Source organism: Metabacillus sp. 22489, assembly GCF_052044855.1.
In the GTDB taxonomy this organism is placed as follows: Bacteria; Bacillota; Bacilli; order Bacillales; family Bacillaceae; genus Metabacillus; species Metabacillus niabensis.
Map to the genome: position 1 here is coordinate 1 of NZ_JBQENT010000029.1, position 20,472 is coordinate 20,472.

Genomic DNA, 20,472 nt, shown 5'->3' on the forward strand with positions numbered 1-20,472 from the left:
ATGCGAACACCACCTAGAGTTTATATATCTATTATAAATGAAAAGAGCGAAGGCTTCCTCATAATATCGAGGAAGCCTTCGCTTTATTAAAGATATAGAGACTTTTTCAGTGGCCTCGAACATTCTCATCTCCTTTTATAATATAAGCACCCAAACTTAAAAACTTCTTCAGCTAACCTACCCCTCTAGTTAAAGAAGGCCTAATATATTGATAATTAAAACGGCACTGAAATTGACAAGAGTTTTCGCTGTCCTTTTTAATTGTACGATTCTCATTTACAGCTTTTAGAAACTCCACAACATTTAAACCAGCTGAATCACATCTATCTAATATCAATTTGATGCTGAACAAATAATGCATGGAGTGGTGCATTAAAAAGCCTGAGAAAAGTAATTTATAATTAATGGAATTTTTTCAGAATATCAGACACCTTATTTGGTAACGTCAGATATTCTTTTTTTATGTATAGGGAAATTAAAGATACGCTTTGCAAAAGATTGTGAACTATTGTACCAAGTTATGAGTGCAAGAGCCGATGATAAAATTTGCTTCAACATCCTCCCTTTTAAAGTGCTAACAAATTAATTTAATAAGGGGTAAATGACTAACCAGTCTTTTCTTCTTGAAATACTATGAATCCATTGCGAATGATTTAGGTTTCCAATGAAACGGAACTGTTGTGTTATGATGTTTAGCCCATTGTAGAAAGCTATCTATATTTCGAATGCCAAATTCTAATACAGCTTGATAAATAAAGATTGATGAGTACTCTTCATTAAGCTGAAGTAATGCTTCTTTAATATCTAAAATTGCTTTTCTTGTATCTTCTGTTAAATTTTCTTTCATAAAAGGTACTAACTCTTTTGAAAGTGCCCCCTTCCGTTTATTTGAGAACAACCACATATCAATATTCCACTCGATTTCCCCTGCTTGATAAATCAGTTTAAAATAATGACCATTAAAATCTGTACCCGTGTAATCTCTATATTTAAGTTCTACTACGTTTTTATTTAGCGTGAGCAATGACAATTCACTCATAATATCAGAAGGATTCGGCGCTTCACAAAATGTTTCCAAGTCAATATCTGGTTTTACGATTAAATCATAAGCAGCTGCTCCGACTATAAAAACAGTTCCCTACTGCATTCCATTTCTCTATTAATTGTAATTCATTTAATATTTCCATCGCTTGCTGCTTTCGTAAGGCTGCTCTTTCTAAACTGTTCATATATCCACCTTCTCTTTAAATTTTGAGTAATATAACAGAGTACAAAATATCATCATTAAATGCAAGTAAGGTTTTTAAGATTGGCACATAGTTGAATAATTATTTATTTTCAATAACACATTTTTTCATAGTAATTTTAAGTCAGCTGCTAAATAGGTGACTTTTATCAAAAGTAGTTTACTTAAGCAAAAGTCCCTTTTTATTCCTCTAAAGAATATACATGTAACAATAATTGTAAATGGGGGATGTAATGAAGTTCAGAGGGTGGGTATGTTTAAGTGTCGGGTGGATAACTTTGTTTTTAATGGGAATTGACTTATTTGTCGTATCACCGTTACTACCGTTCATTGCGGAAGCCTATAATGTTAGTTCAGCGATGACTGGATGGATGGTAACAGTTTTTGCGGTCACATATGCTTTGGTCGCTCCTTTCTTTGGGTGGCTTTCGGATAAAAATGGACGGAGAGCAATGATTACATTTGGCTTATTGTTGTTCGTCATGTCTAACATACTAACTGCTTTTGCTCCTTCATTTTTTTGGTTAATTGTTAGTCGTATTTTAGCTGGTTTATCCGTTGCTTCCATTACTCCTTTGATATACGCAATCATTGGAGATATTGCACCAGCAAATCGGACAGGGACATGGCTTTCAATTGTTGTTTCAGGGCACTTAACAGCTCTTTGGGCAGGAGCGCCATTCGGTACGTTATTAGAGCATTTTCTAGGTTGGCGTTCAGTTTTTGTTGTTATGGCTATGATAGGAGCTATATTGGCGATCGTAAATTTCAACACGTGGAAATATGCTTCTAAAAATGATTTAACGAGGAATCTATTAGCAGGAAATCTGCTAAGAATACTAGGCTCGGTAAGTGTGACAACCTTTTGGGCGATTTCAATGTATGCTCTTTATGTATACTTAGGTGCCTCACTTTATTATGAAAATCGATTTTCAGCAACACAAATCGCATTAGCTATTACTTTTTATGGTATCGGAGCTGTGTTAGGCAGTCTTATCAGTGGACAGTTAACAGATCGATTTGGAGAAAGGAATATATCGAAGGTTACGCTCATTTTCTTGATTTTAATACTCGTTTGTTTAGGGATATTCTTCTCATCTGGTGATTGGATTTATTTCTTCTTGTTCCTATGGGCTTTGGTCGGATATGCAGGATTTACATCATACCAAGCAAGATTAGCGGTCGAATATTCAAACGAACGAGGAATTGTTATGGCGTGGAATAACACGGCTTTGTATATCGGTATTACGATTGGCTCAATGATTGGTGGTTATGTCATAACGAAATGGGGATACCCTTCCCTTCCGTATGTTTGTAGCATTGCAGCAATTCTTAGTTTTATCCTTAGTACCCAAAAAGTCAAAGAACGAAAAAAGGAAGCAGTTGTTTCAGATTCATGACCTCGAGACATGACTCACTTCGGGATGACTATGCTATAACAAGGATTTTTAATAAGAGATTTCAAGATGGGGCATTAATCGAATAAGGATTAATGCCCTTTTGTGTTGAACGAATTATAGAATAGTAGAGAAAGAATATTGGATTTTTATGGTAGAATAGAATTGAAATGGATTATAGGTTGATTAAATAAAAATGGGGTGTAAGGAAATGAAAAGTAAAGTAATAATCGTTTTTATACTTGCATTAACACTCGTAGGTATTTATCTGATTTTTAACCCAATAATTGTTTTGGAATTATTGGATTAACATTTTCCTATCCCAATCTATCATTATTACTCTACTTTCGTAGCAAGTTGAAAATTCCTTACAGAGCGCCCTATTATTATCAGCTTTATTGTTATGGTCTATTATGTTATTGATGAGATCAGGTGAACCTTTAGAGCCTGAAACTATGAATAAGATGTACTAATAGACAGATAGCCTAACATAAAAATTTCACATTTTTATTTGGAGGAAGAAATATGGATTTAATAAACGATTTTTTAAAAGGCTTGAGATCAGCATTATCAACAGATGAACTCAAGGAACTAAATAAAGCGTGCGGTGCTACTAAAGAGGATATTGCTACACTAAGAGCAGAATATCCAAATTGCCCCGAATCACTTATCTGTCTACTTGAAAATATCGATGGTACATATTGGCGGAAATATGGAGATAACAAAATTGCCGTTTGTATTTTAGGCTCAGGTGTTGAAGAAGATACATATCCATATTATTTACTGTCTACACAGCAAATGCTTGAAAGTTCAAAAGAGGAAGAAGACATCTCCTATCTTTTAGACTATCAAGATGACGAGGAAGCTGTTGATCTTAAGATAAATCGGGAAGGACTTCTCCCAGGGAAATATCTTCATTTTTCAGACTGTATGAACAATGGCGGTTCGTCAAGACTCTATATTGATTTCAACCCTTCCGATAAAGGTGTATCCGGTCAAATCATTCGCTTTATCCACGACCCTGATGAATATGAAGTGGTTGCCGACAGCTTTGATGAGTATTTACAAAATTTGATTGATGGTGGTTTTATTTATTTGGAAAACGAGGAAGGGTAATTTCTGCACTTCAAGGTGAACGAAAGATGGTACGTGCTTTTGCCTTAGATTATTTATCTAAGGCTTATTTATTTAATTAAGCCGAAAAACAAATAGTAGATATCGAGGTGCGGGTTAGTAATACATATTGAAATGATTACAATAGGCAGTTAGGAGGAAGTACAATGGAAAATTCATTATTAATGAGAACAGATGCAACTTATACTTTAAACTTTTTGATTTACCTCCAAAATATTTACATCAATCAAAATTGTAATAAAGAAAAATTAAGATTTCCGTATTATCCATCTAAATTTGTTTTTAAGGAAGAATTTGAATTAGAATTTAAAGATTTATGGGATAACGTTTCACAAAGAATATCTGACCACCATCGTAACGATCAGAAAATCTTTTATGAAGAAAAGGATTTATTTTACCAAAGTTTATTCGTGGGTAATTCCAATAGTTTTAAGAATTTTAATGAAATTTATAAATCCTACAAAGTATGGTGGGATAGCTTTGTAGGCCATTTTGCCGTAGAAAGGTCTATTGATGAAAAAGTAGAAATGATTTATGTAGAATTGGCAAAATCACTAACGCAAAAGAAAATCGTACCTAAAAAAGAATTGAGTATTAGCTTAATTTATGATGAATGCCTTTTAGTTAATTCAGAGGTTTCTTCTTACTTTGCAGTCATCTCTATCAAAGATTTTTATATTAATTATCATGAGTTGGTTCCCAGATTACAAAAGTGTATTTTTTAAGCTAACGGGCGCGCTACAACAACAAGTAGTGACACAATTTTATTCAAATAAAAGTGCAAATACTTGAATATGCACAGTGAAATAAATTGTTGTAGTGATTATTAAAGCCTATCCTTTGATATGGAAGAGATGGGCTTTTACTGAACTTCTTAAAATAGCAATTTTAATAATACTGTATAGAGTATCTATGCTGCTTATCTTTGCTAATGATCTTTTCTATTTTACTCTTATAGGAATACCACCACTTTTTTCTATAATAAATGGATCATCCTTTTTACTTGGTTTAACCTCCAATCGATATTCATAAAAAATTTCATATCTACCTGCATCTAATTTTATAGATTTAATAGATGGATAAGTATGTTTTAATTTGATCTCTTGATTATTTGCTTGATTAATTTTGTTAAAATCCGAATAAACAACTTCATTATTATCTAAGTTAGTTATCCTTATATAGGGTGAAGTACTACCTGATAATTTTTCGATTTCCTTTACTAATGACACATTGGAATCAAATTCTAAAATATTACCTTTTTTCACTCGAACTGTAAGGTTAATTTTAACAGGTATACCTTCATCTACTTGAGTATTATTATTAGTTGTTTTTGGTAGTTCTACGACTCCATCATAAGTAGTTGCATCAACATTGTAGTTTACAATTCCAATTAATAAAAAACAGAGGAATAGTATCGAATATAAACCCTTCATTATGTATCCCTACTTTTTTAATTTATTTATCTTATGTTTTTACCCAAAGAGGTGCGTTAATTCAAAAACAATACTAAAGGTACCTTCAATCAATTATATTTATACAAGGAATTACTATAATTTGGTAAAATAAAAGAAAATTGTAGAGATTGGTGATTTAATCTTATGAAAGATTTTCTTATTAGAGCAGTTTCAGGGATTGTGATTTTGCTATTTCTTTTATATGTAGTTCCTATTTTTAACATTGATTGGCTTCAAGAGGGGAATCCGAACAGAATATTCTCTGTACCAATTGCCTTAGTTGGTGGCTGGCTGAGTTTGTATTTATATAAGGCAATTAAGAAAAATAATCGAATTTAGTCATATACAAACCATTTGCTTTATTAACATGGCAGAATTGTTCAATAAAAAATGAGCTTTAATCTATGTAAAAATAAGGTTTGCTAATTTAACGGAGGTGTTTCGATGGAAAATAACATAGTGAGATTGAAGAGAACAAACATTTTCTTGGTGACACTAGCAATAATCATTACGATTATAAATCATATTGTTAATCCATTTTTATTAAAAATCCAACCTGATACTCTAGGTACAGGCTTATCTTTCATTTTTTTGGCTTCTGCCTTCTTAAATCATCTAAGGTCAAATTAAAATGCTTTTCTTTGAACTAAAGTGGGAGGTTCTGAAGAAGAAGGAATTATATTTGCATTAGTTAACAAGGTAATATTTCAAAAAAATGTACAAGGAGTTGTGATTTAATGGATAGTAATTTTGGTAAATACGTTGTACCGCCTACACTCCAACGTTTAATTGACCTACAAAATGATCTTGGTGACACTGAGGACTTTTTTAAGGGGCTTGATTTTTACCTTTCTCTGGAGAACTTTAGATATTTTAACACACCAAGTGATGTCATTGTATTTGGTAACATTGGTGCGAATGGTATACACTATGGATTTCTGACTGATTATGGATCTGTCACTGAATTGGAGGTTGCACCTATTGTTTGCGTAAGTCCAATGGATTTTGACACTCCAATTCGTATCGTTGCTAGGAATTTACGTGAATTTTTAAGAGTTAATTTGACTGACAGTGCATTGTTCTATAATCATTTTTCAAGTGAGGAGAAATATTTAGAAACGAAAGAGCGATGGACCACAGAGGAGGCGAACTCCCCGTATCAACCAACTGAAAATGAAAAACAAGTTCGGGAAAGAGTCCAAAGGTTTTTGCTGGAGAATTTTCAGTTACCTCATATTGATAATCCGTATCGTTATGTTCAGGATGTCGGATTGGCACGTCAGAGAAATGTTTGCATCCAAACAATGGATGGACTGGGCGTCACTGAACCTCTCCTTCAACACGAAAAGCACAGCCCGTTCCCGCTCTATAAAGACACAGACCCTGATTTAAAGCTATTACAGGAATATATAAATTCAGCACCATTTGCCTCAAGACTTGCCTTATTCAGAGACCTTCAGCTTTATTATATCCTGCAAGACAACCACGAACTGTATAAGATCGTAATTGATACGATGAACAATATGGGACTTACTGATGAAGCAAGCCGATTAATGCAATGAACTTTAAAAGGTAATCGTACGAGGTATTAAGCCATTGGGAATTGAGGTGAAATAATGACAACTCTAATAATATTACTCATCATATTAATATCCATTTTAGTATTTAGAGGTGTACAGAACGGAAGTATACAAGCTACATTTAAAAAGTTTGTATTGGGTTTTGCTGTAACTATCGTATTTATTAATGTCATTATGTTTTTCATATTATAAATTACCTTGTGATTTTCTTCACTTAAACAAACAGATGCTATACTTCAACAAAGGGTTATCACGGCGATGGTAGTGAAGGTATATAGCCTCATATTTACTATGGATTAGTTCAAATGGGGAAAATGTAGAGTTAGTTACGGATAGCGGTGGCTATGTGAAATTAAAAAAAGCAAGATTCAGCAGAGCTATTTGAAATTTTAACAGGAAAAGCATTACTGAAATAATTTCATCTCTATATTATTCTCCAACGAACGGGTAGCTTTATTTCAATAAGTCTTCACCTTTTGATAACAGGTATCTACTATTGCTTTTATATTTTTACACACAAAAAAATAGCCCAATTCCTATGCGAATTGGACTTATTGTAATATTACTATTTATTTTTTATTTATCAACCAAACCCGTTTTACATTGATTTCCTTCTTAATGAATACATCACATACAACAAAACAAACCACAAAGGTGTGAGCAGCAACGCCGGACGTGTCTCACTAGCAAACAGCATAATAATCAAAATCACGCCAAATAGCGTTAAAACCGCATAATTTATAAATGGGGTAAAAGGTGCTTTAAATGTTGATTTTGCATGTAATTCCGGTCTCGTTTTCTTATATTTTATATGACAAATGAGAATAACACCCCACACCCAAATAAAGCAAATCGCGCTAATCGTTGATACGATTCCAAAGGCTTGCTCTGGAATAAGCTTGCTCAAAAGGGCTCCTACTGAAACGACAATTGTTGATACCAATAACGCGTTACCAGGAACATGATTTTTATTAAGCTTTTTAAAATTTTCTGGTGCTTGATCTGTCTTGCTTAAATTAAATAAAATTCGACTTGTTGAGAACAATCCGCTGTTACAGGCAGAAGCAGCTGACGTTAAAACAACGAAATTAATTATTCCCGCAGCAATTGGGATTCCAACTAAGCTGAATGTTTTTACAAACGGGCTTTCTGCTCCATTTAGCTCTGTCCATGGGTTAATACATAATAGGATGATGATCGACCCAATGTAGAAAAATAGGATTCGTAAAGGAATCTTATTAATTGCTGATGGAATATTTTTCTTTGGATTTGCTGTTTCTGCTGCCGTTACACCGACTAGCTCCACACCAACAAAGGCAAACAGCACCATTTGGAATGAAAGCAAGAAGCCCGAAATACCATTTGGAAAAATTCCGCCATGCTCCCAAAGGTTCTGAATCGTCACTGTCCCTGCATCAGTCTTAAATCCGATCACGAGTAAAACAACACCAACAGCAATGAGAAAGAGAATTGTGATGACCTTTATAAGCGCAAACCAAAACTCTAACTCTCCAAAAAGCTTTACCGTTAAAAGATTAAAGCCTAATAAAATCAATAAACAGATAATTGCAGGTATCCATTGGGGAACATCAAACCAATAGCGGACATACACACCAACGGCAATAATGTCTGCCATCGCGATCATGATCCAGCAAAACCAATACGTCCACCCTGTGACAAACGCTGCTCGAGGTCCAAGATAGTCTTCAGCAATATCTGTAAACGATTGATAGCCAGCTTTAGACAACAAAAGCTCTCCTAGTGCCCTCATAATGAAAAATACCGCGATCCCGATGATTAAATAAGCAAAGATAATCGATGGTCCAGCTAATTGTATCGCCTTACCCGAACCTAAGAATAAACCCGTACCAATCGTGCCTCCAATTGCTATGAGCTGCACATGGCGATTCGCTAAATCCCTCTTTAATTCTTGTTGTGCCAAATCTAACTCCTCCTTAAAACCAGCCAAGCCCATTTCTTAAAAAATGAGCAAAAAACCCCTCAAAAAAAGAGATCGGAAGTCCTCCAAATCTCTTGGTCATAAGAATACTAAATAATATTTGTTATGCTAACTTAGCCAAATAACAAATAGAAATTCGATACTCTTCTGTCCTTTCGCCTGAGATAGTGAACCCTTCGGCGCCGCAAAACTGCGGTCTCTCCAGAAGCTGCTCCTGCTATAGTTTTATCCATAGCATTCATAGCTGGTAATTATTTCGTTTTATTTGCAGTAAAACTATTTTCAAATAATTTATAATTTTAATCCTACATACATCGCTTGTCAAGAAGAAGGGAATGGCTCTCTTGCACCATATTGGAAAATTAACATTACCTCTCCTATCTGACCTCAACTAACAACGCCTGAAATAGCTCATTTTTCTTTTCACCAAGCTGAAGATATGGCTGCCAGTTCATTTTATAGGAATGCGTGAGAGATATCGGTTCTTCTCGTCCTGAAGTGGTTCCTTGAGATGCTTCTTCCTTCCAAGAGCATACTCCTGCAACAACATGTCCATCATGGATATGAAATGCCTCATCGACGGGATTTTGTCTTTTTGGTTGCTGCCAGTATAAATGGTCATTTGTGATGAGAAGCGCGTAGCCTTTGACATCTGGTCTACCTTGAACCACTCGTTCCAACTTCCCAATGTCGTTTATGTAATCATACCGGGAAATATCCTGTGCACCTTGTTTCTTTAAATGCATTTCGCTATCTCCATAGATTGTTTGCAGAAGTGCTGTTTTATACCTCACTTCAATCGCCATCACTTTCGTGTCCTTTACCGCCCATAAATCAATTTTGTCCTTACCAATTTCGCGGTTTATTTGAACATTGTAGCCAATCTCATGCAAATGATTTGCTATTTTTTCAATTAAGTCTCTTTGAGAGAGCGGGATCTCTCCCTTTGTAGAGAACGATTGAAACCATGATGGATACTCAAGCTTTGCCTTATGATGAGAATCCTGTTTATATACCTGAAGCATCAGGCCGCGAAATTCACCTTTACTACTGTTGTCAAGAAGGCTGTAAGTCTCCCAGTTCATTACATACCTTCCTTTAAGATGAATAGGTTTTTCCCTGCCCTTCATTGTCCCTTTTCCTGTCTCCTCAGCCCAAAACAGACCACCGTTAACCGTCATTCCCTCATGAATGCGAAAATTCCGATCAACTGTCGTAATTTCTTGCGTAGGCATTGCATAATAGGACTTGTCGTTTGTAAGAAAAATGAGAACCCCTTCATCTGCAACACCAGCAGCGATCATTTCCTCTAACCGTTGCACATCCTTTAACACATCATATCTCCCATTATCCTGTGCTCCCTGGTTATTTAATGCAAATTCCTCATCATTAATTGTGCAATTATAGGAAAGTGTTTTATATTTTAGCTCGATCGCATATTTGCGACCTTGATAAACACATAAAATATCCAAATACACCTTTCTGTCCGCCCCAAACACTTTTGTTTCTAGGCGAATTTGACTCTCTGGATAATGCTCGCGAATTTCCCATGCTAATGATTGCTGAAAATCAGCCTCCGCATGAAAAATTGGCCTCTTTTTTGACAGTGAATCTAGTACTTTTTTTAAATTTAACATGTCTATTTCCCCCTCATAAGCAACAAAAGAAACCTCGTATTTCTGTTTATGGAATTTGCAAGGCTCCAAGCAAAATGCATAAACAATCTAATTCTATAAAAATAAATTTAATTTATACATTCTGCCAGAATTATAGGACTATTTTATCACTAGTATTCCTAGCATTATAGATGAACTTAAAAAGTCTTTCCTCACACTTTAGAAAAAAGGGCATACTTATTCCTCTTCACCAGCTGTAATATCAAGCACAAATCCACTTGGAACATCTCTTCCCGCAGAAAAGGATTCACTTGTTTGACGATGCTGTTGATAATCATATGCTTCAATTTCATCAACAGTCAGCAACGACTCATTCTCCCAGTTCCTAAGGATCCCAGCAACATAGTTCAGCCTTCGCTTATTATTAGCACAGGCTATTTCCATCGCCTTTAAAATCACATTTTTAGGCTGTAAAAAGCTAGAATTAGTTAACCACAACAACAACCGCTCTTTTGCATTTAGGTTTGAAAAACCAAAACCATTATTGTCCCAAAACTCAATAATTTCCTTCACATCATCTGTTTGTTCGGTATGTCCTTGAACCACTACGCTTGGAGTGGTATCTAAATCCTGCTCCTCCTCTATAGTTGGGGCAGGTGCTTTTTGTTTTTCTTTTTTTTGTTGTTTTTCTTTTTTATTTTCTTTTTGTTTTTCTTTTTCCCCACGTATCGTAAAATGCTGCAAAGAAGCCTCATCAGTCTCTTCACATTCTGACGCTCCAAAGATATTTTCTTCATTTTGGTTGTCCTCATCGTTATGAGATTCTTCAGGCTCACAAAACGATTCATAGAGATGGCGAACTTCTTCTTTTTCTATTGATTCTGCCACATATTGAATAAGCGAGGTATCCTTAACATCCTTTAATTCCTTCATGATGCACTCCATCACAGCCTTCCCGCATTTATGTAGGTTTTCTTTGCCCCAGTTTTTAATTGCCAGCTCTCTTGTTTCAGGATTGTAGCGAATGAGCTTGTGATGATGAATGAATCGTTCCATTAACAGTTGAACACTATCAATTGAGTATCCTAATTCAAACGCAATTTGTTTTTTCGTTATCTGATAAATACCAGTTTGTGTTGTACGTGGACCTGTTAGGAGATAAAGATAGAAATACTTATCCTCAGGAGTCATTTCTTCTAATACGATCGGATTGTCCCAAAAACTTGTCCATACCATACGATATTTTGCCATTTTCATCACTACCCTTTCTTCATAGAAATGTTATCTCATATGTTATATAGTGAGAAATGAAGAAAAAGGAGCGTTAAAACAGGGACATTTTTTCATTTTTTAAAAATTGAAACAGAAGAATCGTCCATATTTATAGGGGGAGTAATGAATGAACACATTTGATGCATTAAATATTTTTTATCGAGAGGATACGATTTCAGACTTTCTTGTGACTTGTTTCAAGGATTCACCTCCGTTTACAACTCGGTTCTTACATGAAGCTGGAATCAAGCTTGAAGAGGGTTTTTCCTTTGATGTAAAAACACGTGTAGGACTAGGTAAAACGATCGGAACTCCTGATATTGTTATCCGCGCTTCTTCTGGTGATAGAATGAAGCTAATCATAATCGAAAATAAAATGGGTGCAGCTGAAGGACATGAACAAACAAACCGTTATGAGTCTTCGGAGGCAAGAGCCCGGATTGCCAAAAGATATAAAATGCCCTTAGAGAAAATCGAATTTCATTTTATTTTCTTAGCATTGGATACAACAGCCCAACCAAAAAACTCTCAATTTATCTTTTTAAACTATCAAATTTTCTTAAAGGACAGCTGGCATGTAAATGATGAAAAGCTTCGTTTACTATTTAATGATTTTCAAGAGAAGCTAGCAATCTTCTATCGTCCAATCGAAAAGCCGCTCGAAAGCTTAGAAACAAATCTAAAAATGGACGGAATGCAGCGTAAAATATGCTGGCAGGCCATTTTATATGATGCCTTTTCTGCTAATAAGGATCTCCTTTTAAGATGGGGTGAAGTCGGAGGAGCAGGTCGAAATAACTTCCTGTTTTTAATTACGAAAACAAATTGGACAAGCAATGAATCATTCCATGAGGCAGGGCTATCCAAAACCTTTAATGTCCATATCGACACCTATATCAATATGCTAGACAACCGAAATAATAGCGTAAACGAAATCGGAATTCGTTTTGAAACATACCCTTACGTACCGCATAAAAAAATCCAAAACCACTCTGAATATCAGAGGTTTTTAGATAATAAGACTGAATTTGGTGAGAGGCTGTATGAGCTTGCTAAAAAGAAAGGAATCTCTGTTAAACGGAAAAATAGCAAATTACTTGTTTTGGCTATTCCGATTCACGGGGAAACCATTGGTGATACGGTACAGCACATGAAAACACAGGTGGAGGCGATTGAAGCTTGTGTTGATCAGGTGATTGGAGAAATGATGGGAGAGAATTTAATAAAATAAGAAAATCAGGGACAGTCCCCACTTCCAAGTCCCACTTCCAAAATGGGGACTGTCCCTTCATATTCTGGATTTCTTAATAATGGAGCATCATTATTGAGTTTTAGCTCCTCAATGGAAAATAATAAACTATTAGTCTTTTTTCACCAAAGCCCAAATGCCATACTTATTATGGAATAAGTCGTCCTCTGGGAAATGTCTACATGATGTTTGTCGCAAAATAAAACTTGGGCTGTTCTCATCAATGCTGAATGTTGAACCATCTATTAAATTTGGATTTTCTATAAGACTATACAAACAAAAAATCTGCATTAGTTCCTGTGCATAGGATGGAGATACTTGATTTTTAAAAGCAATAACATCCGGTAGCCCGAAACAGTGCATACCACATGAGTAATAAAAATCTGTATCTTCAACTACACTTACAAAGCACTCGAATAATTCCACCATGTCGTTTGCATTATTTACTTTAGACCATTTTTCTATCGTATTAGCCACTCCTGAAGATTCAACCTTAACACCAAGTCCACCAGCCTTTAATAGAGCATAGGCAACTTCTACAATTTTTGTTATCTGGTGAAACGAACCGCCTTCTCCAATTAAGTATATCGTTAAGGAATGTTTCTTTAATGTACTAAGTTCCTTTTTTGAAAAAGTTCCGTTTCCTGCTATTTCGAAAGCTTCTGCTAATTGTTCATTATAACCATCCAGCTCCACTTCAAAAAAACTATCTGTATCTTCCTTAAGCTTGCTTATGTAATTTCCTGCCAATATAAACCCATCACTTTTTCTAGCGACCGCTTCAATTAATTCACTTCTATCCTTCCATAATCCAGGGATACATAAAACTATTTTTTCATCGTTCACTCATGCTCTTCCTTTTCCCATTTATTTAGATCCCACCCTTTCTAAAGAACATAATTATATATATCTAGAATTGTACTTAGTTAATGGAGTGTTAGTTGAACAAGAATAGTGGAGGCTCTTTAAATAGAGTTTCCTTTCATTTTCTCTAATATTTATATAACGGTAATTGACTTGGTTCGAGAAATGAAAGGTAGCTATGAGAGTAATAATGGAAACGATATATTTTTCTATCCAGATGAAAAGCAGGCAATTGAAAAATTAGGTTTAGTGTTGATAAACTTTTGTAAGATTTCCCCTGCAAGCTTCGTGCTCAACTGGAAAAAATCCTCACTTATTGCCGATTTATTCAAAATGATTCGGTTACAGCCAGTTTCATACGCTACTGTCGCCATAAAATCCAATGCCGACTGAACATCTTTTATTAGTATCTCACTACTGCTTATAACAGCAATTTCAATATTATTCTGATTAACGGTTTTTATTTGCATAATAGTCCTCCACTTTGGGAATTAGTTTGTAGTACAAATCATTAATTTCTTGATTTTAGTTTGATTTTCTGGGACCTTTTGTTGAACAAACCTGCTTTCGTTTTACACATTGAATTTCGACAGTCGTAAACTGTTACCTACATATAATTAATATCATGATTGTAAAAAAATGTCATTTATCCCCTTACTCAATGTAATACCTTTGGAATGCGGAATGTGTTGCACGCATTTTTGTTGAACAATATAAAAGACAAAAGACAGATGCCTTAACACCTGTCTTTTGTCTTTTTATAGAAAATATGTATTTACTTTTCTCCTATTAGAATGGAACTGCACCACTTATTTTTTCTTTAGGTAAATCACAAAAATGCTTGAATCCCTATGTAAAATTCATATAAAAAGTAGAACCCGAATCCAAATAATAAGATTCCAGCAAGGATAGATGTCATTTTGATCATATGACGGTTCATGATTTTTCTCGTGATGGAAACGATTGTTAACAAACCAATATCATGTAATAAAATACCAGTAATAATCCCCATTGCGACAATGATGAAACTGCTAGATTCGCTGCCTGCATATGAATTTGATAAAACCGTTCCAAACACGGAAATCCAAAAAACTAAATTTCCCGGAGAAACAGCGACAAGCAAGCCATTACGATATGTTTTAAAAAGTGATTTATTGACTCTTTCTCCTGCTATCGCAATATCCTTATCCGCATTTTTTATAGAATCATAGGCAAGAAAAAATAAAAAGATAGCTCCGACAATCCATAATGGCATTTGTATATAGGGAATTGCCAATATATTGGCTAAACCAAAATACAGGGCAAAGATTAGAATCAAATCGATTGTCATTCCACCAAACCCTACTGCCCACCCATGCATAAAACCATTTTTCAAACCTTGTTTCGTCATCTCAATTGTAATGGCTCCGATTGGCATTGCAATAGCCAGACCTACCATTACATAAGCAAAATATAAACTCACTTAAACACTTCTTTCAACTTATAAGATTACTTCTTACGTCCGTTTATATGAATTATTATACATGGTATTTAATAAAAATTAAATGTGATTTATTTAGCATGGTATTTAATAAAAATTAAATGTGATTTATTTAGCATGGTATACAGTTTAAGATTTAAGAGTTGTACAACTTTTTCAAGCAACAATTTTATAATACAATGACAATCATTCCATCTCGCATGCTAACTTAGCATTCTCGTTGCTTCTTTATAGTATTTTCAAGTCTGTCTACAACCATCATGAGCTCTCAAATCTCAAACAAATCATTTTCGTATTGTCTCACGCAAATATTAGCCGATTTAATCTAAACCTAAGTAAAAAACCTTGAAAGGCATTAAGCCAATCAAGGACTAATAACTACTCAACAATTACAGAATCAAATGTAACTTCATCACTTGGAAAATCATCTGGGAATGCGTTGCATACTAATTCTTTCATAATTATTCATCATCATCAGTAAAAACTATTCCTGCATCAATAGTATCCTCATGTAACAAACTTCTAATTTAATTTTCATAACCCAAACCAAAAAACGCTCAAAAGTATTTGAGTACTCTTGATAAGCATTTGGCGATAATACAAGTCAGTAAAGAGCATTTTTATCCATGAAAATTTATTTATAACCTTATAATCGTAAATTATTGGGTTATTATTTATCCTTTAAAAAATTTTAGATACTTTCTATTTTTGCACTAAAGCATCTACCTCTTGATTTCTTATTAGCAGTATCCAAATAATCTCTAGCTTTAGATAAATCTCCTAATTCATAAGCTACTTTACCAGCCCATAATTCTCGTTCCAGTATCTCCTCTTTCAGGATCTGCAACAAATATTTTATCTACCCATTTTTTCATCCGTTCAACATCATTTAATAAATTGAAATATCTAATATCAAAAAGCTCTCGTCATAAATCACTTTATCATTTGGAAGTTCTCCCCATGCTTGCTCCAGTAAAAGAACAGACTCTTCTAAATTCCCTTTATCAAACTCTTCATTACTTTTATCCATTAACTCTTGTATATAGGCACCTTTTTCACCTGTTACATAAGCCATTATAAGCTACCTCCTAAATCTCATCTTTAATCACCTCAAAATATTTAACATCTTCACTATCAAAAATCGAATACCCTTCAAGAATATATGCCCTTAACAAATACTCTTTAGCTCTCATAGCATCTCTTAATTCATATAAACTTTCACCGAGACGCAACATAATAAACGGGTTTTCTATCCCATCAGGACAATTTATTGCATTAAATAAAAACTCTTTAGCAGCATTAAAATCTTTATTCATATAACACGTATCACCTAATGCTGTATAAATCCATGTACTCGATGCCCAATTTTTTTTAGGTTCCGGAACTAAATCTAAAGCTTTCAAGTATATTTTTATTGCATTCTCATAATCAGATAGTTCAACAAATTCATCACCTTTAGAACATAAACCTGTTATTAATATAAATCTCATCTTGTAATTCCAATATAACTACCCCCAATTATCCGATGGAATACAGTCCATCCATCAATAACATTCAGAACAAATTTTAATATAATGTTCAAAAAAATAATTATCGGTTCAAGCATCAAATCTCTACTTTTTTAGAACTTTATAAAATTGCTATAAAAATAGATATTACTTAAAAGAATCTTAGTGTAAAAATAATCAAATACTTCCTACATATAATTAATATCATTATTATAAAGAAAAAAGGTAGTTGGAAGTTCGATTGAATTGAACTTTCAACTACCTAATTTTGTTTGGGATTTTTCCAATGTACTATCAATTTATCAGAGTCATCTCATCGCTGAAAAATTATATATCTACTTTATAGGCTCAGATCATACAGTCAATAAAAGTTTTTACTATATAAGCGACCCTCGATATCAAAAACCTAAAAACCCCAACGTTATCATAACTTTTGAGATTTCCTTTAGTAATCGTAAACTTGCTTTTCAGACTTATTCATTATTTTATAATGTTTTTAAATATTCTATTTCTTCATCTGTCCATTTTTTATGAATCAACTCACAAATTTGATCGGAGAGAGAAAAAATCTCTTTCCACTCTGAACTTTTTTTTATAGAAAGACTGTTCCATACTTTCATTTGGTCTATTAAAAAGTATACACTTTGTAATTTTTTACTTTTCCCTAAAATTTCCTCGTCTATAATTCCTTCACTCCTTAGTCTGTCAAGGGTAAATTCACTTAAATAAGCTGGCGCTTCCATTGCAAACTCTTCAAGAAGATAATACTCAATTAACTCATCTGATAATGTTAAAACATTAGAGTTCGAATGTTTTAAGGTCTCTAAAAATAGTTCAAATGATTCTCCAATTGTTATCACAATTTACTCCCCTTCTTCAATCAATTTGTATTGCAGTACCTTTATCATCAACAGTAGGAACGTAACCATCCTCGATTTTATATACCTTTACTTTTTTAGTTTTCCCATTTGAAAATCCATAGTATGAACCTTTATGGACTCCTCCACCACCATGATAGAACACACTTCCATCTGGATTAGTAAACTTCCAACCAGAACCGTTTCTTCCGTAAATTCCTTCTACCCAATTTGGACCTAAAGTTGACTTAATTTCACTTTTAGTACTTCCATACAATCTTTCAGGATTTGCAATAATATCATCAAATGACGTAGGTTTCCATTGAACATTTCCATTCCCATACTTATCTTTAAAATAATTATTCCAGTCTTGTCCAAATACTGGATTCTCTGCTCCAGAATCTATTTTAGCTCCGCTGACTGATTTATTATTACCATTCCCCTTATTCCCAACACCATTCCCCTCAACACCCTTAACCTTCTCCTTAATCTTCGGTATATCCTTCTTCGGAACAGTAATCGTTTTAGGAGGTACACTCGTATTAATATTAACTCTACCACCTCTAAAACCTGAAAAACTACTAAATACTCCACTTACGATAATCGAGTATTTCGTAACGTCTGAGATTTTCTCTCCTGTCCAGTAGATATCCCTTCCTTTGCTGCTTCGATTTGTTCGAGGTTAATATCGACGGTTTGAGGGCTTTTGTTACATCTTGACCAAGTATTTCATAGAAGCCTATTCATGTTATTTTAACTCTACTACTACTTACTAATCACGTTTTCTAATCGTTTCATATCTCTTCCGTTTTGCGCATGTAAAAAAGCTCATTCCTACTCATGTTATAAGTAGGAATGAGCTCTTGAAAGTTTTATTTTGTCCCTCCAAAAGTGCTTATTTGTTGATTTTACTAAATAATCCTAGAGCAAGAGGTAACCCTGTTTACTTTTGGTTGAAATTCCGTGCTAGTTGAAGATTATTTTAAGTTTAAAACAACCTTTATTTTGTCAATAAGTAAATACACTTGATTCTTTCGCTCTGGACTTTCATCGATAAATTCCATGCATGTTTCTTTCAAGCATTCATAAAAATCTATATTTTTCATAATGATTTCGTTATAAGTAGAAGTGGTAATAAATATCATTACACCTTCTTTAAATTCAATTTCCTCAGAATGTTCTGGAAGTTCGTATCCCATCATATGATCTTGCCATGGTTCTCCCTTGGATAAACACTCAAGAACTTCAAGTAAATCACTCTTCAAAAAGGAGAAAAAATCTTGTATGACTGGTTGTTTATCTTTTAACATCAAATCACTCCTATTTACCATATTTTTTTAATTCTAAAACAGGGTACATACTTTCTATTTCTCCTGTAGTTGGATTTTTCCACCCTTCAAATTTTAATCCATTTGATGCTGTTCCTTGTACTACCTGTTGCCCACCTCTGGTTATATATTCAGTACCATTTTCCATTGCCTCTTGAGAATATTTATACATTTGTTCATCAGTAATCAGCTCTTCATCGTAAACAGTTTTTTTATGAGTAGAAGCTTTAAATTCACCTGTGTATTCACCTTGGCCCATTGTTTATCAAACTCTACTACGTACTAATCACATTTTCTATTCATTTCATATCTCTTCAATTTTGCGCTTATAAAAAAGCTCATTCCTACTCATAATGCAAGTAGGAATGAGCTTTTAAACTTTTTATTTGTTCCTTCAAAGAGAGTATTATTGTTCCTTTTAGGATGCACAATTATCTTTTCTTGCTATTTCAAAATGAACCTAATCTTCATTACCAGTCAAATTGTCAATAATTCTAATTTTCCCATTTTCAGAAACTAATTGTAAGTCACAGTCACTACCTATTGATAAATCGTATATTCCCAATATGGCTGGTTCTATATTTGCTACAGTATTCAACCCTTGCACCATCAGAAGTTTTCGTAACAGTATAACCAAACTGTATTTCTTTTATACCTATACCTTTTAAAAATGCACTACTTCTCTAGATTAAAATATGGATTGGAAATATTATCTCCAACCTCTTCTATTGCATCCTCAATTTCTACTTTAATTTCCTGAGACATATTTCCAATACTTTCTAATAAATCTTTAATTTGGTGAAAGCATTTTTCCAAACCTAGATTTAAAACAATGGACAGAATGACATCCACTACTTCATAGGAGTTGGTATTCCATAATTTACATAGTTCCTCATCAATTTTAGACTTTATATCTGTATTCAGTAATTCATATGTCATGACTTGACGGTCTGTTAATTCATTTAGTATTTTGAGGAATTTATTTTTTTCAATATTACCTTGGTAATACTTTTCAAGGACTTCCTTAAACATAAACTCAATCTCTTCGACTGACAAAATATCTGGTAATACTTCGTAATCTCTTAACTCCATTTTTTATCTCCATTTAATTGGAATATGAACTATGTCTAAATTCTGATTCTTATACCACTTACCGTCAGAACCCAGTGATTTGTTACCAATTTTTATTTGTGCAGTCCATCTCGATCCATAACCCGAATCAGGATATAACTCGGTAGCCTTTTTATCTGGTGAATGTCATCTAATAATAGCTTTTGACCATTTTTTAGTTCGAAGGTGTACCACGAATTGAGCCAAGGATTCCGCATTTACTTCTTCTACTAACTGGTGGGTCGTTTCAGCTGTTTTTTCAAGCCTTGTTCGATTTCGGTTTCAAGAAAGCTTTCTGCGATAAATCTGTAACTTCTTAGAAAAAGTTTGCATGAATTGTTATTTCTCAAATAGGCTAAGACCTTTCAGACTCCAATAGTTTTACCTTCTCAACAGGCGATGATACTGCAAAAAAAG

The 20,472-nt window shown here is 34.0% G+C and carries 20 protein-coding genes, 4 pseudogenes and 1 riboswitch; of the genes and pseudogenes, 7 read left to right on the top strand and 17 right to left on the bottom strand.

Translation table 11 applies throughout. The features are described from left to right. Positions 1-631: 631 nt before the first annotated feature. Positions 632-1,078: a hypothetical protein gene (locus ACTJJ9_RS16305; RefSeq protein ID WP_145580386.1), complete on the bottom strand. Its 447-nt coding sequence runs from the start codon at positions 1,076-1,078 to the stop codon at positions 632-634. 25 nt (positions 1,079-1,103) lie between these two features. Then, positions 1,104-1,229 carry a hypothetical protein gene (locus tag ACTJJ9_RS16310; RefSeq protein ID WP_255451764.1) on the bottom strand — a complete coding sequence of 42 codons (126 nt, stop codon included), beginning with the start codon at positions 1,227-1,229 and terminating at the stop codon, positions 1,104-1,106. A gap of 250 nt (positions 1,230-1,479) precedes the next feature. On the opposite strand from ACTJJ9_RS16310, the gene ACTJJ9_RS16315 reads away from it, so the two are divergent. The 3 genes from ACTJJ9_RS16315 (at position 1,480) to ACTJJ9_RS16325 (ending at position 4,502) form a co-directional block, all read left to right on the top strand. Beyond that, the gene (locus ACTJJ9_RS16315) at positions 1,480-2,646 is read left to right on the top strand and encodes an MFS transporter (protein WP_145580387.1); all 1,167 of its coding nucleotides are present in this window, start codon (positions 1,480-1,482) and stop codon (positions 2,644-2,646) included. 522 nt (positions 2,647-3,168) lie between these two features. Next, positions 3,169-3,759, top strand: a complete 591-nt coding sequence (locus ACTJJ9_RS16320; protein WP_095301982.1) for an SMI1/KNR4 family protein — start codon at positions 3,169-3,171, stop codon at positions 3,757-3,759. A 164-nt stretch (positions 3,760-3,923) separates the two neighbouring features. After that, positions 3,924-4,502 (top strand): hypothetical protein, encoded by a 579-nt coding sequence (locus ACTJJ9_RS16325; protein ID WP_095301981.1) that lies wholly within the window; start codon positions 3,924-3,926, stop codon positions 4,500-4,502. 216 nt (positions 4,503-4,718) lie between these two features. Here the strand turns inward: ACTJJ9_RS16325 and ACTJJ9_RS16330 are convergent, their stop codons facing one another. Next, a complete protein-coding gene (locus ACTJJ9_RS16330; RefSeq protein ID WP_095301980.1) occupies positions 4,719-5,210 on the bottom strand; it encodes a hypothetical protein in 492 nt (163 codons plus the stop codon). Positions 5,211-5,375: 165 nt separating this feature from the next. On the opposite strand from ACTJJ9_RS16330, the gene ACTJJ9_RS16335 reads away from it, so the two are divergent. From ACTJJ9_RS16335 to ACTJJ9_RS16345, 3 genes are all read left to right on the top strand, one after another. Continuing rightward, the gene (locus ACTJJ9_RS16335; protein ID WP_095301979.1) at positions 5,376-5,570 is read left to right on the top strand and encodes a hypothetical protein; all 195 of its coding nucleotides are present in this window, start codon (positions 5,376-5,378) and stop codon (positions 5,568-5,570) included. 105 nt (positions 5,571-5,675) lie between these two features. Continuing rightward, entirely contained in the window at positions 5,676-5,861 is a 186-nt protein-coding gene (locus ACTJJ9_RS16340; RefSeq protein ID WP_095301978.1) for a hypothetical protein, read from the top strand. Between the two features lie 107 nt (positions 5,862-5,968). Next, a complete protein-coding gene (locus tag ACTJJ9_RS16345; protein ID WP_095301977.1) occupies positions 5,969-6,793 on the top strand; it encodes a hypothetical protein in 825 nt (274 codons plus the stop codon). 616 nt (positions 6,794-7,409) lie between these two features. Here the strand turns inward: ACTJJ9_RS16345 and ACTJJ9_RS16350 are convergent. From ACTJJ9_RS16350 to ACTJJ9_RS16360, 3 genes are all read right to left on the bottom strand, one after another. Then, positions 7,410-8,753 carry an amino acid permease gene (locus ACTJJ9_RS16350; RefSeq protein ID WP_095301976.1) on the bottom strand — a complete coding sequence of 448 codons (1,344 nt, stop codon included), beginning with the start codon at positions 8,751-8,753 and terminating at the stop codon, positions 7,410-7,412. 155 nt (positions 8,754-8,908) lie between these two features. Continuing rightward, positions 8,909-8,986, bottom strand: a riboswitch (glycine riboswitch). A 162-nt stretch (positions 8,987-9,148) separates the two neighbouring features. Continuing rightward, entirely contained in the window at positions 9,149-10,408 is a 1,260-nt protein-coding gene (locus tag ACTJJ9_RS16355; RefSeq protein WP_145580389.1) for a hypothetical protein, read from the bottom strand. A gap of 216 nt (positions 10,409-10,624) precedes the next feature. Beyond that, a complete protein-coding gene (locus ACTJJ9_RS16360; RefSeq protein ID WP_255451765.1) occupies positions 10,625-11,638 on the bottom strand; it encodes a DnaD domain protein in 1,014 nt (337 codons plus the stop codon). A gap of 148 nt (positions 11,639-11,786) precedes the next feature. Between ACTJJ9_RS16360 and ACTJJ9_RS16365 the strand changes: the two genes are divergently transcribed. Next, positions 11,787-12,890 carry a PD-(D/E)XK nuclease family protein gene (locus ACTJJ9_RS16365; protein ID WP_145580391.1) on the top strand — a complete coding sequence of 368 codons (1,104 nt, stop codon included), beginning with the start codon at positions 11,787-11,789 and terminating at the stop codon, positions 12,888-12,890. A gap of 129 nt (positions 12,891-13,019) precedes the next feature. On the opposite strand, the gene ACTJJ9_RS16370 is transcribed toward ACTJJ9_RS16365, so the two are convergent. From ACTJJ9_RS16370 to ACTJJ9_RS16420, 11 genes and pseudogenes are all read right to left on the bottom strand, one after another. After that, positions 13,020-13,754 (bottom strand): DUF4261 domain-containing protein, encoded by a 735-nt coding sequence (locus ACTJJ9_RS16370; RefSeq protein WP_095301973.1) that lies wholly within the window; start codon positions 13,752-13,754, stop codon positions 13,020-13,022. Between the two features lie 248 nt (positions 13,755-14,002). Beyond that, positions 14,003-14,242: pseudogene (locus ACTJJ9_RS16375) on the bottom strand (DUF4180 domain-containing protein); the annotation flags it as partial. A gap of 359 nt (positions 14,243-14,601) precedes the next feature. After that, positions 14,602-15,234, bottom strand: a complete 633-nt coding sequence (locus ACTJJ9_RS16380) for a LysE family transporter (protein WP_174881054.1) — start codon at positions 15,232-15,234, stop codon at positions 14,602-14,604. A gap of 692 nt (positions 15,235-15,926) precedes the next feature. Continuing rightward, positions 15,927-16,327, bottom strand: a pseudogene (locus ACTJJ9_RS16385) (hypothetical protein). Positions 16,328-16,340: 13 nt separating this feature from the next. After that, positions 16,341-16,755 (bottom strand): annotated as a pseudogene (locus tag ACTJJ9_RS16390) (tetratricopeptide repeat protein). Positions 16,756-17,245: 490 nt separating this feature from the next. After that, positions 17,246-17,620 (bottom strand): hypothetical protein, encoded by a 375-nt coding sequence (locus ACTJJ9_RS16395; protein WP_095301971.1) that lies wholly within the window; start codon positions 17,618-17,620, stop codon positions 17,246-17,248. Positions 17,621-17,636: 16 nt separating this feature from the next. Continuing rightward, entirely contained in the window at positions 17,637-17,894 is a 258-nt protein-coding gene (locus tag ACTJJ9_RS16400; RefSeq protein WP_255451766.1) for a hypothetical protein, read from the bottom strand. Between the two features lie 700 nt (positions 17,895-18,594). Next, complete coding sequence (locus ACTJJ9_RS16405) at positions 18,595-18,927, bottom strand: hypothetical protein (RefSeq protein WP_095301969.1); 333 nt, start codon at positions 18,925-18,927, stop codon at positions 18,595-18,597. A 10-nt stretch (positions 18,928-18,937) separates the two neighbouring features. Further along, entirely contained in the window at positions 18,938-19,204 is a 267-nt protein-coding gene (locus tag ACTJJ9_RS16410) for a CdiA family toxin C-terminal domain-containing protein (protein ID WP_222124763.1), read from the bottom strand. A 201-nt stretch (positions 19,205-19,405) separates the two neighbouring features. Then, positions 19,406-19,558, bottom strand: a pseudogene (locus ACTJJ9_RS16415) (DUF2185 domain-containing protein); the annotation flags it as partial. A 62-nt stretch (positions 19,559-19,620) separates the two neighbouring features. Then, a complete protein-coding gene (locus tag ACTJJ9_RS16420; protein WP_095301968.1) occupies positions 19,621-20,037 on the bottom strand; it encodes a hypothetical protein in 417 nt (138 codons plus the stop codon). Between the last annotated feature and the right edge of the window lie 435 nt (positions 20,038-20,472).

Excerpts from the sequence above, each read along its gene's own strand:
- ACTJJ9_RS16345 (WP_095301977.1), top strand. The coding sequence starts at position 5,969 with ATGGATAGTAATTTTGGTAAATACGTTGTACCGCCTACACTCCAACGT.
- ACTJJ9_RS16340 (WP_095301978.1), top strand. The coding sequence starts at position 5,676 with ATGGAAAATAACATAGTGAGATTGAAGAGAACAAACATTTTCTTGGTG.
- ACTJJ9_RS16330 (WP_095301980.1), bottom strand. The coding sequence starts at position 5,210 with ATGAAGGGTTTATATTCGATACTATTCCTCTGTTTTTTATTAATTGGA.
- ACTJJ9_RS16320 (WP_095301982.1), top strand. The coding sequence starts at position 3,169 with ATGGATTTAATAAACGATTTTTTAAAAGGCTTGAGATCAGCATTATCA.
- ACTJJ9_RS16315 (WP_145580387.1), top strand. The coding sequence starts at position 1,480 with ATGAAGTTCAGAGGGTGGGTATGTTTAAGTGTCGGGTGGATAACTTTG.
- ACTJJ9_RS16420 (WP_095301968.1), bottom strand. The coding sequence starts at position 20,037 with ATGGAGTTAAGAGATTACGAAGTATTACCAGATATTTTGTCAGTCGAA.
- ACTJJ9_RS16325 (WP_095301981.1), top strand. The coding sequence starts at position 3,924 with ATGGAAAATTCATTATTAATGAGAACAGATGCAACTTATACTTTAAAC.
- ACTJJ9_RS16335 (WP_095301979.1), top strand. The coding sequence starts at position 5,376 with ATGAAAGATTTTCTTATTAGAGCAGTTTCAGGGATTGTGATTTTGCTA.
- ACTJJ9_RS16365 (WP_145580391.1), top strand. The coding sequence starts at position 11,787 with ATGAACACATTTGATGCATTAAATATTTTTTATCGAGAGGATACGATT.
- ACTJJ9_RS16355 (WP_145580389.1), bottom strand. The coding sequence starts at position 10,408 with ATGTTAAATTTAAAAAAAGTACTAGATTCACTGTCAAAAAAGAGGCCA.
- ACTJJ9_RS16405 (WP_095301969.1), bottom strand. The coding sequence starts at position 18,927 with ATGTTAAAAGATAAACAACCAGTCATACAAGATTTTTTCTCCTTTTTG.
- ACTJJ9_RS16410 (WP_222124763.1), bottom strand. The coding sequence starts at position 19,204 with ATGGGCCAAGGTGAATACACAGGTGAATTTAAAGCTTCTACTCATAAA.
- ACTJJ9_RS16310 (WP_255451764.1), bottom strand. The coding sequence starts at position 1,229 with ATGAACAGTTTAGAAAGAGCAGCCTTACGAAAGCAGCAAGCGATGGAA.
- ACTJJ9_RS16360 (WP_255451765.1), bottom strand. The coding sequence starts at position 11,638 with ATGGCAAAATATCGTATGGTATGGACAAGTTTTTGGGACAATCCGATC.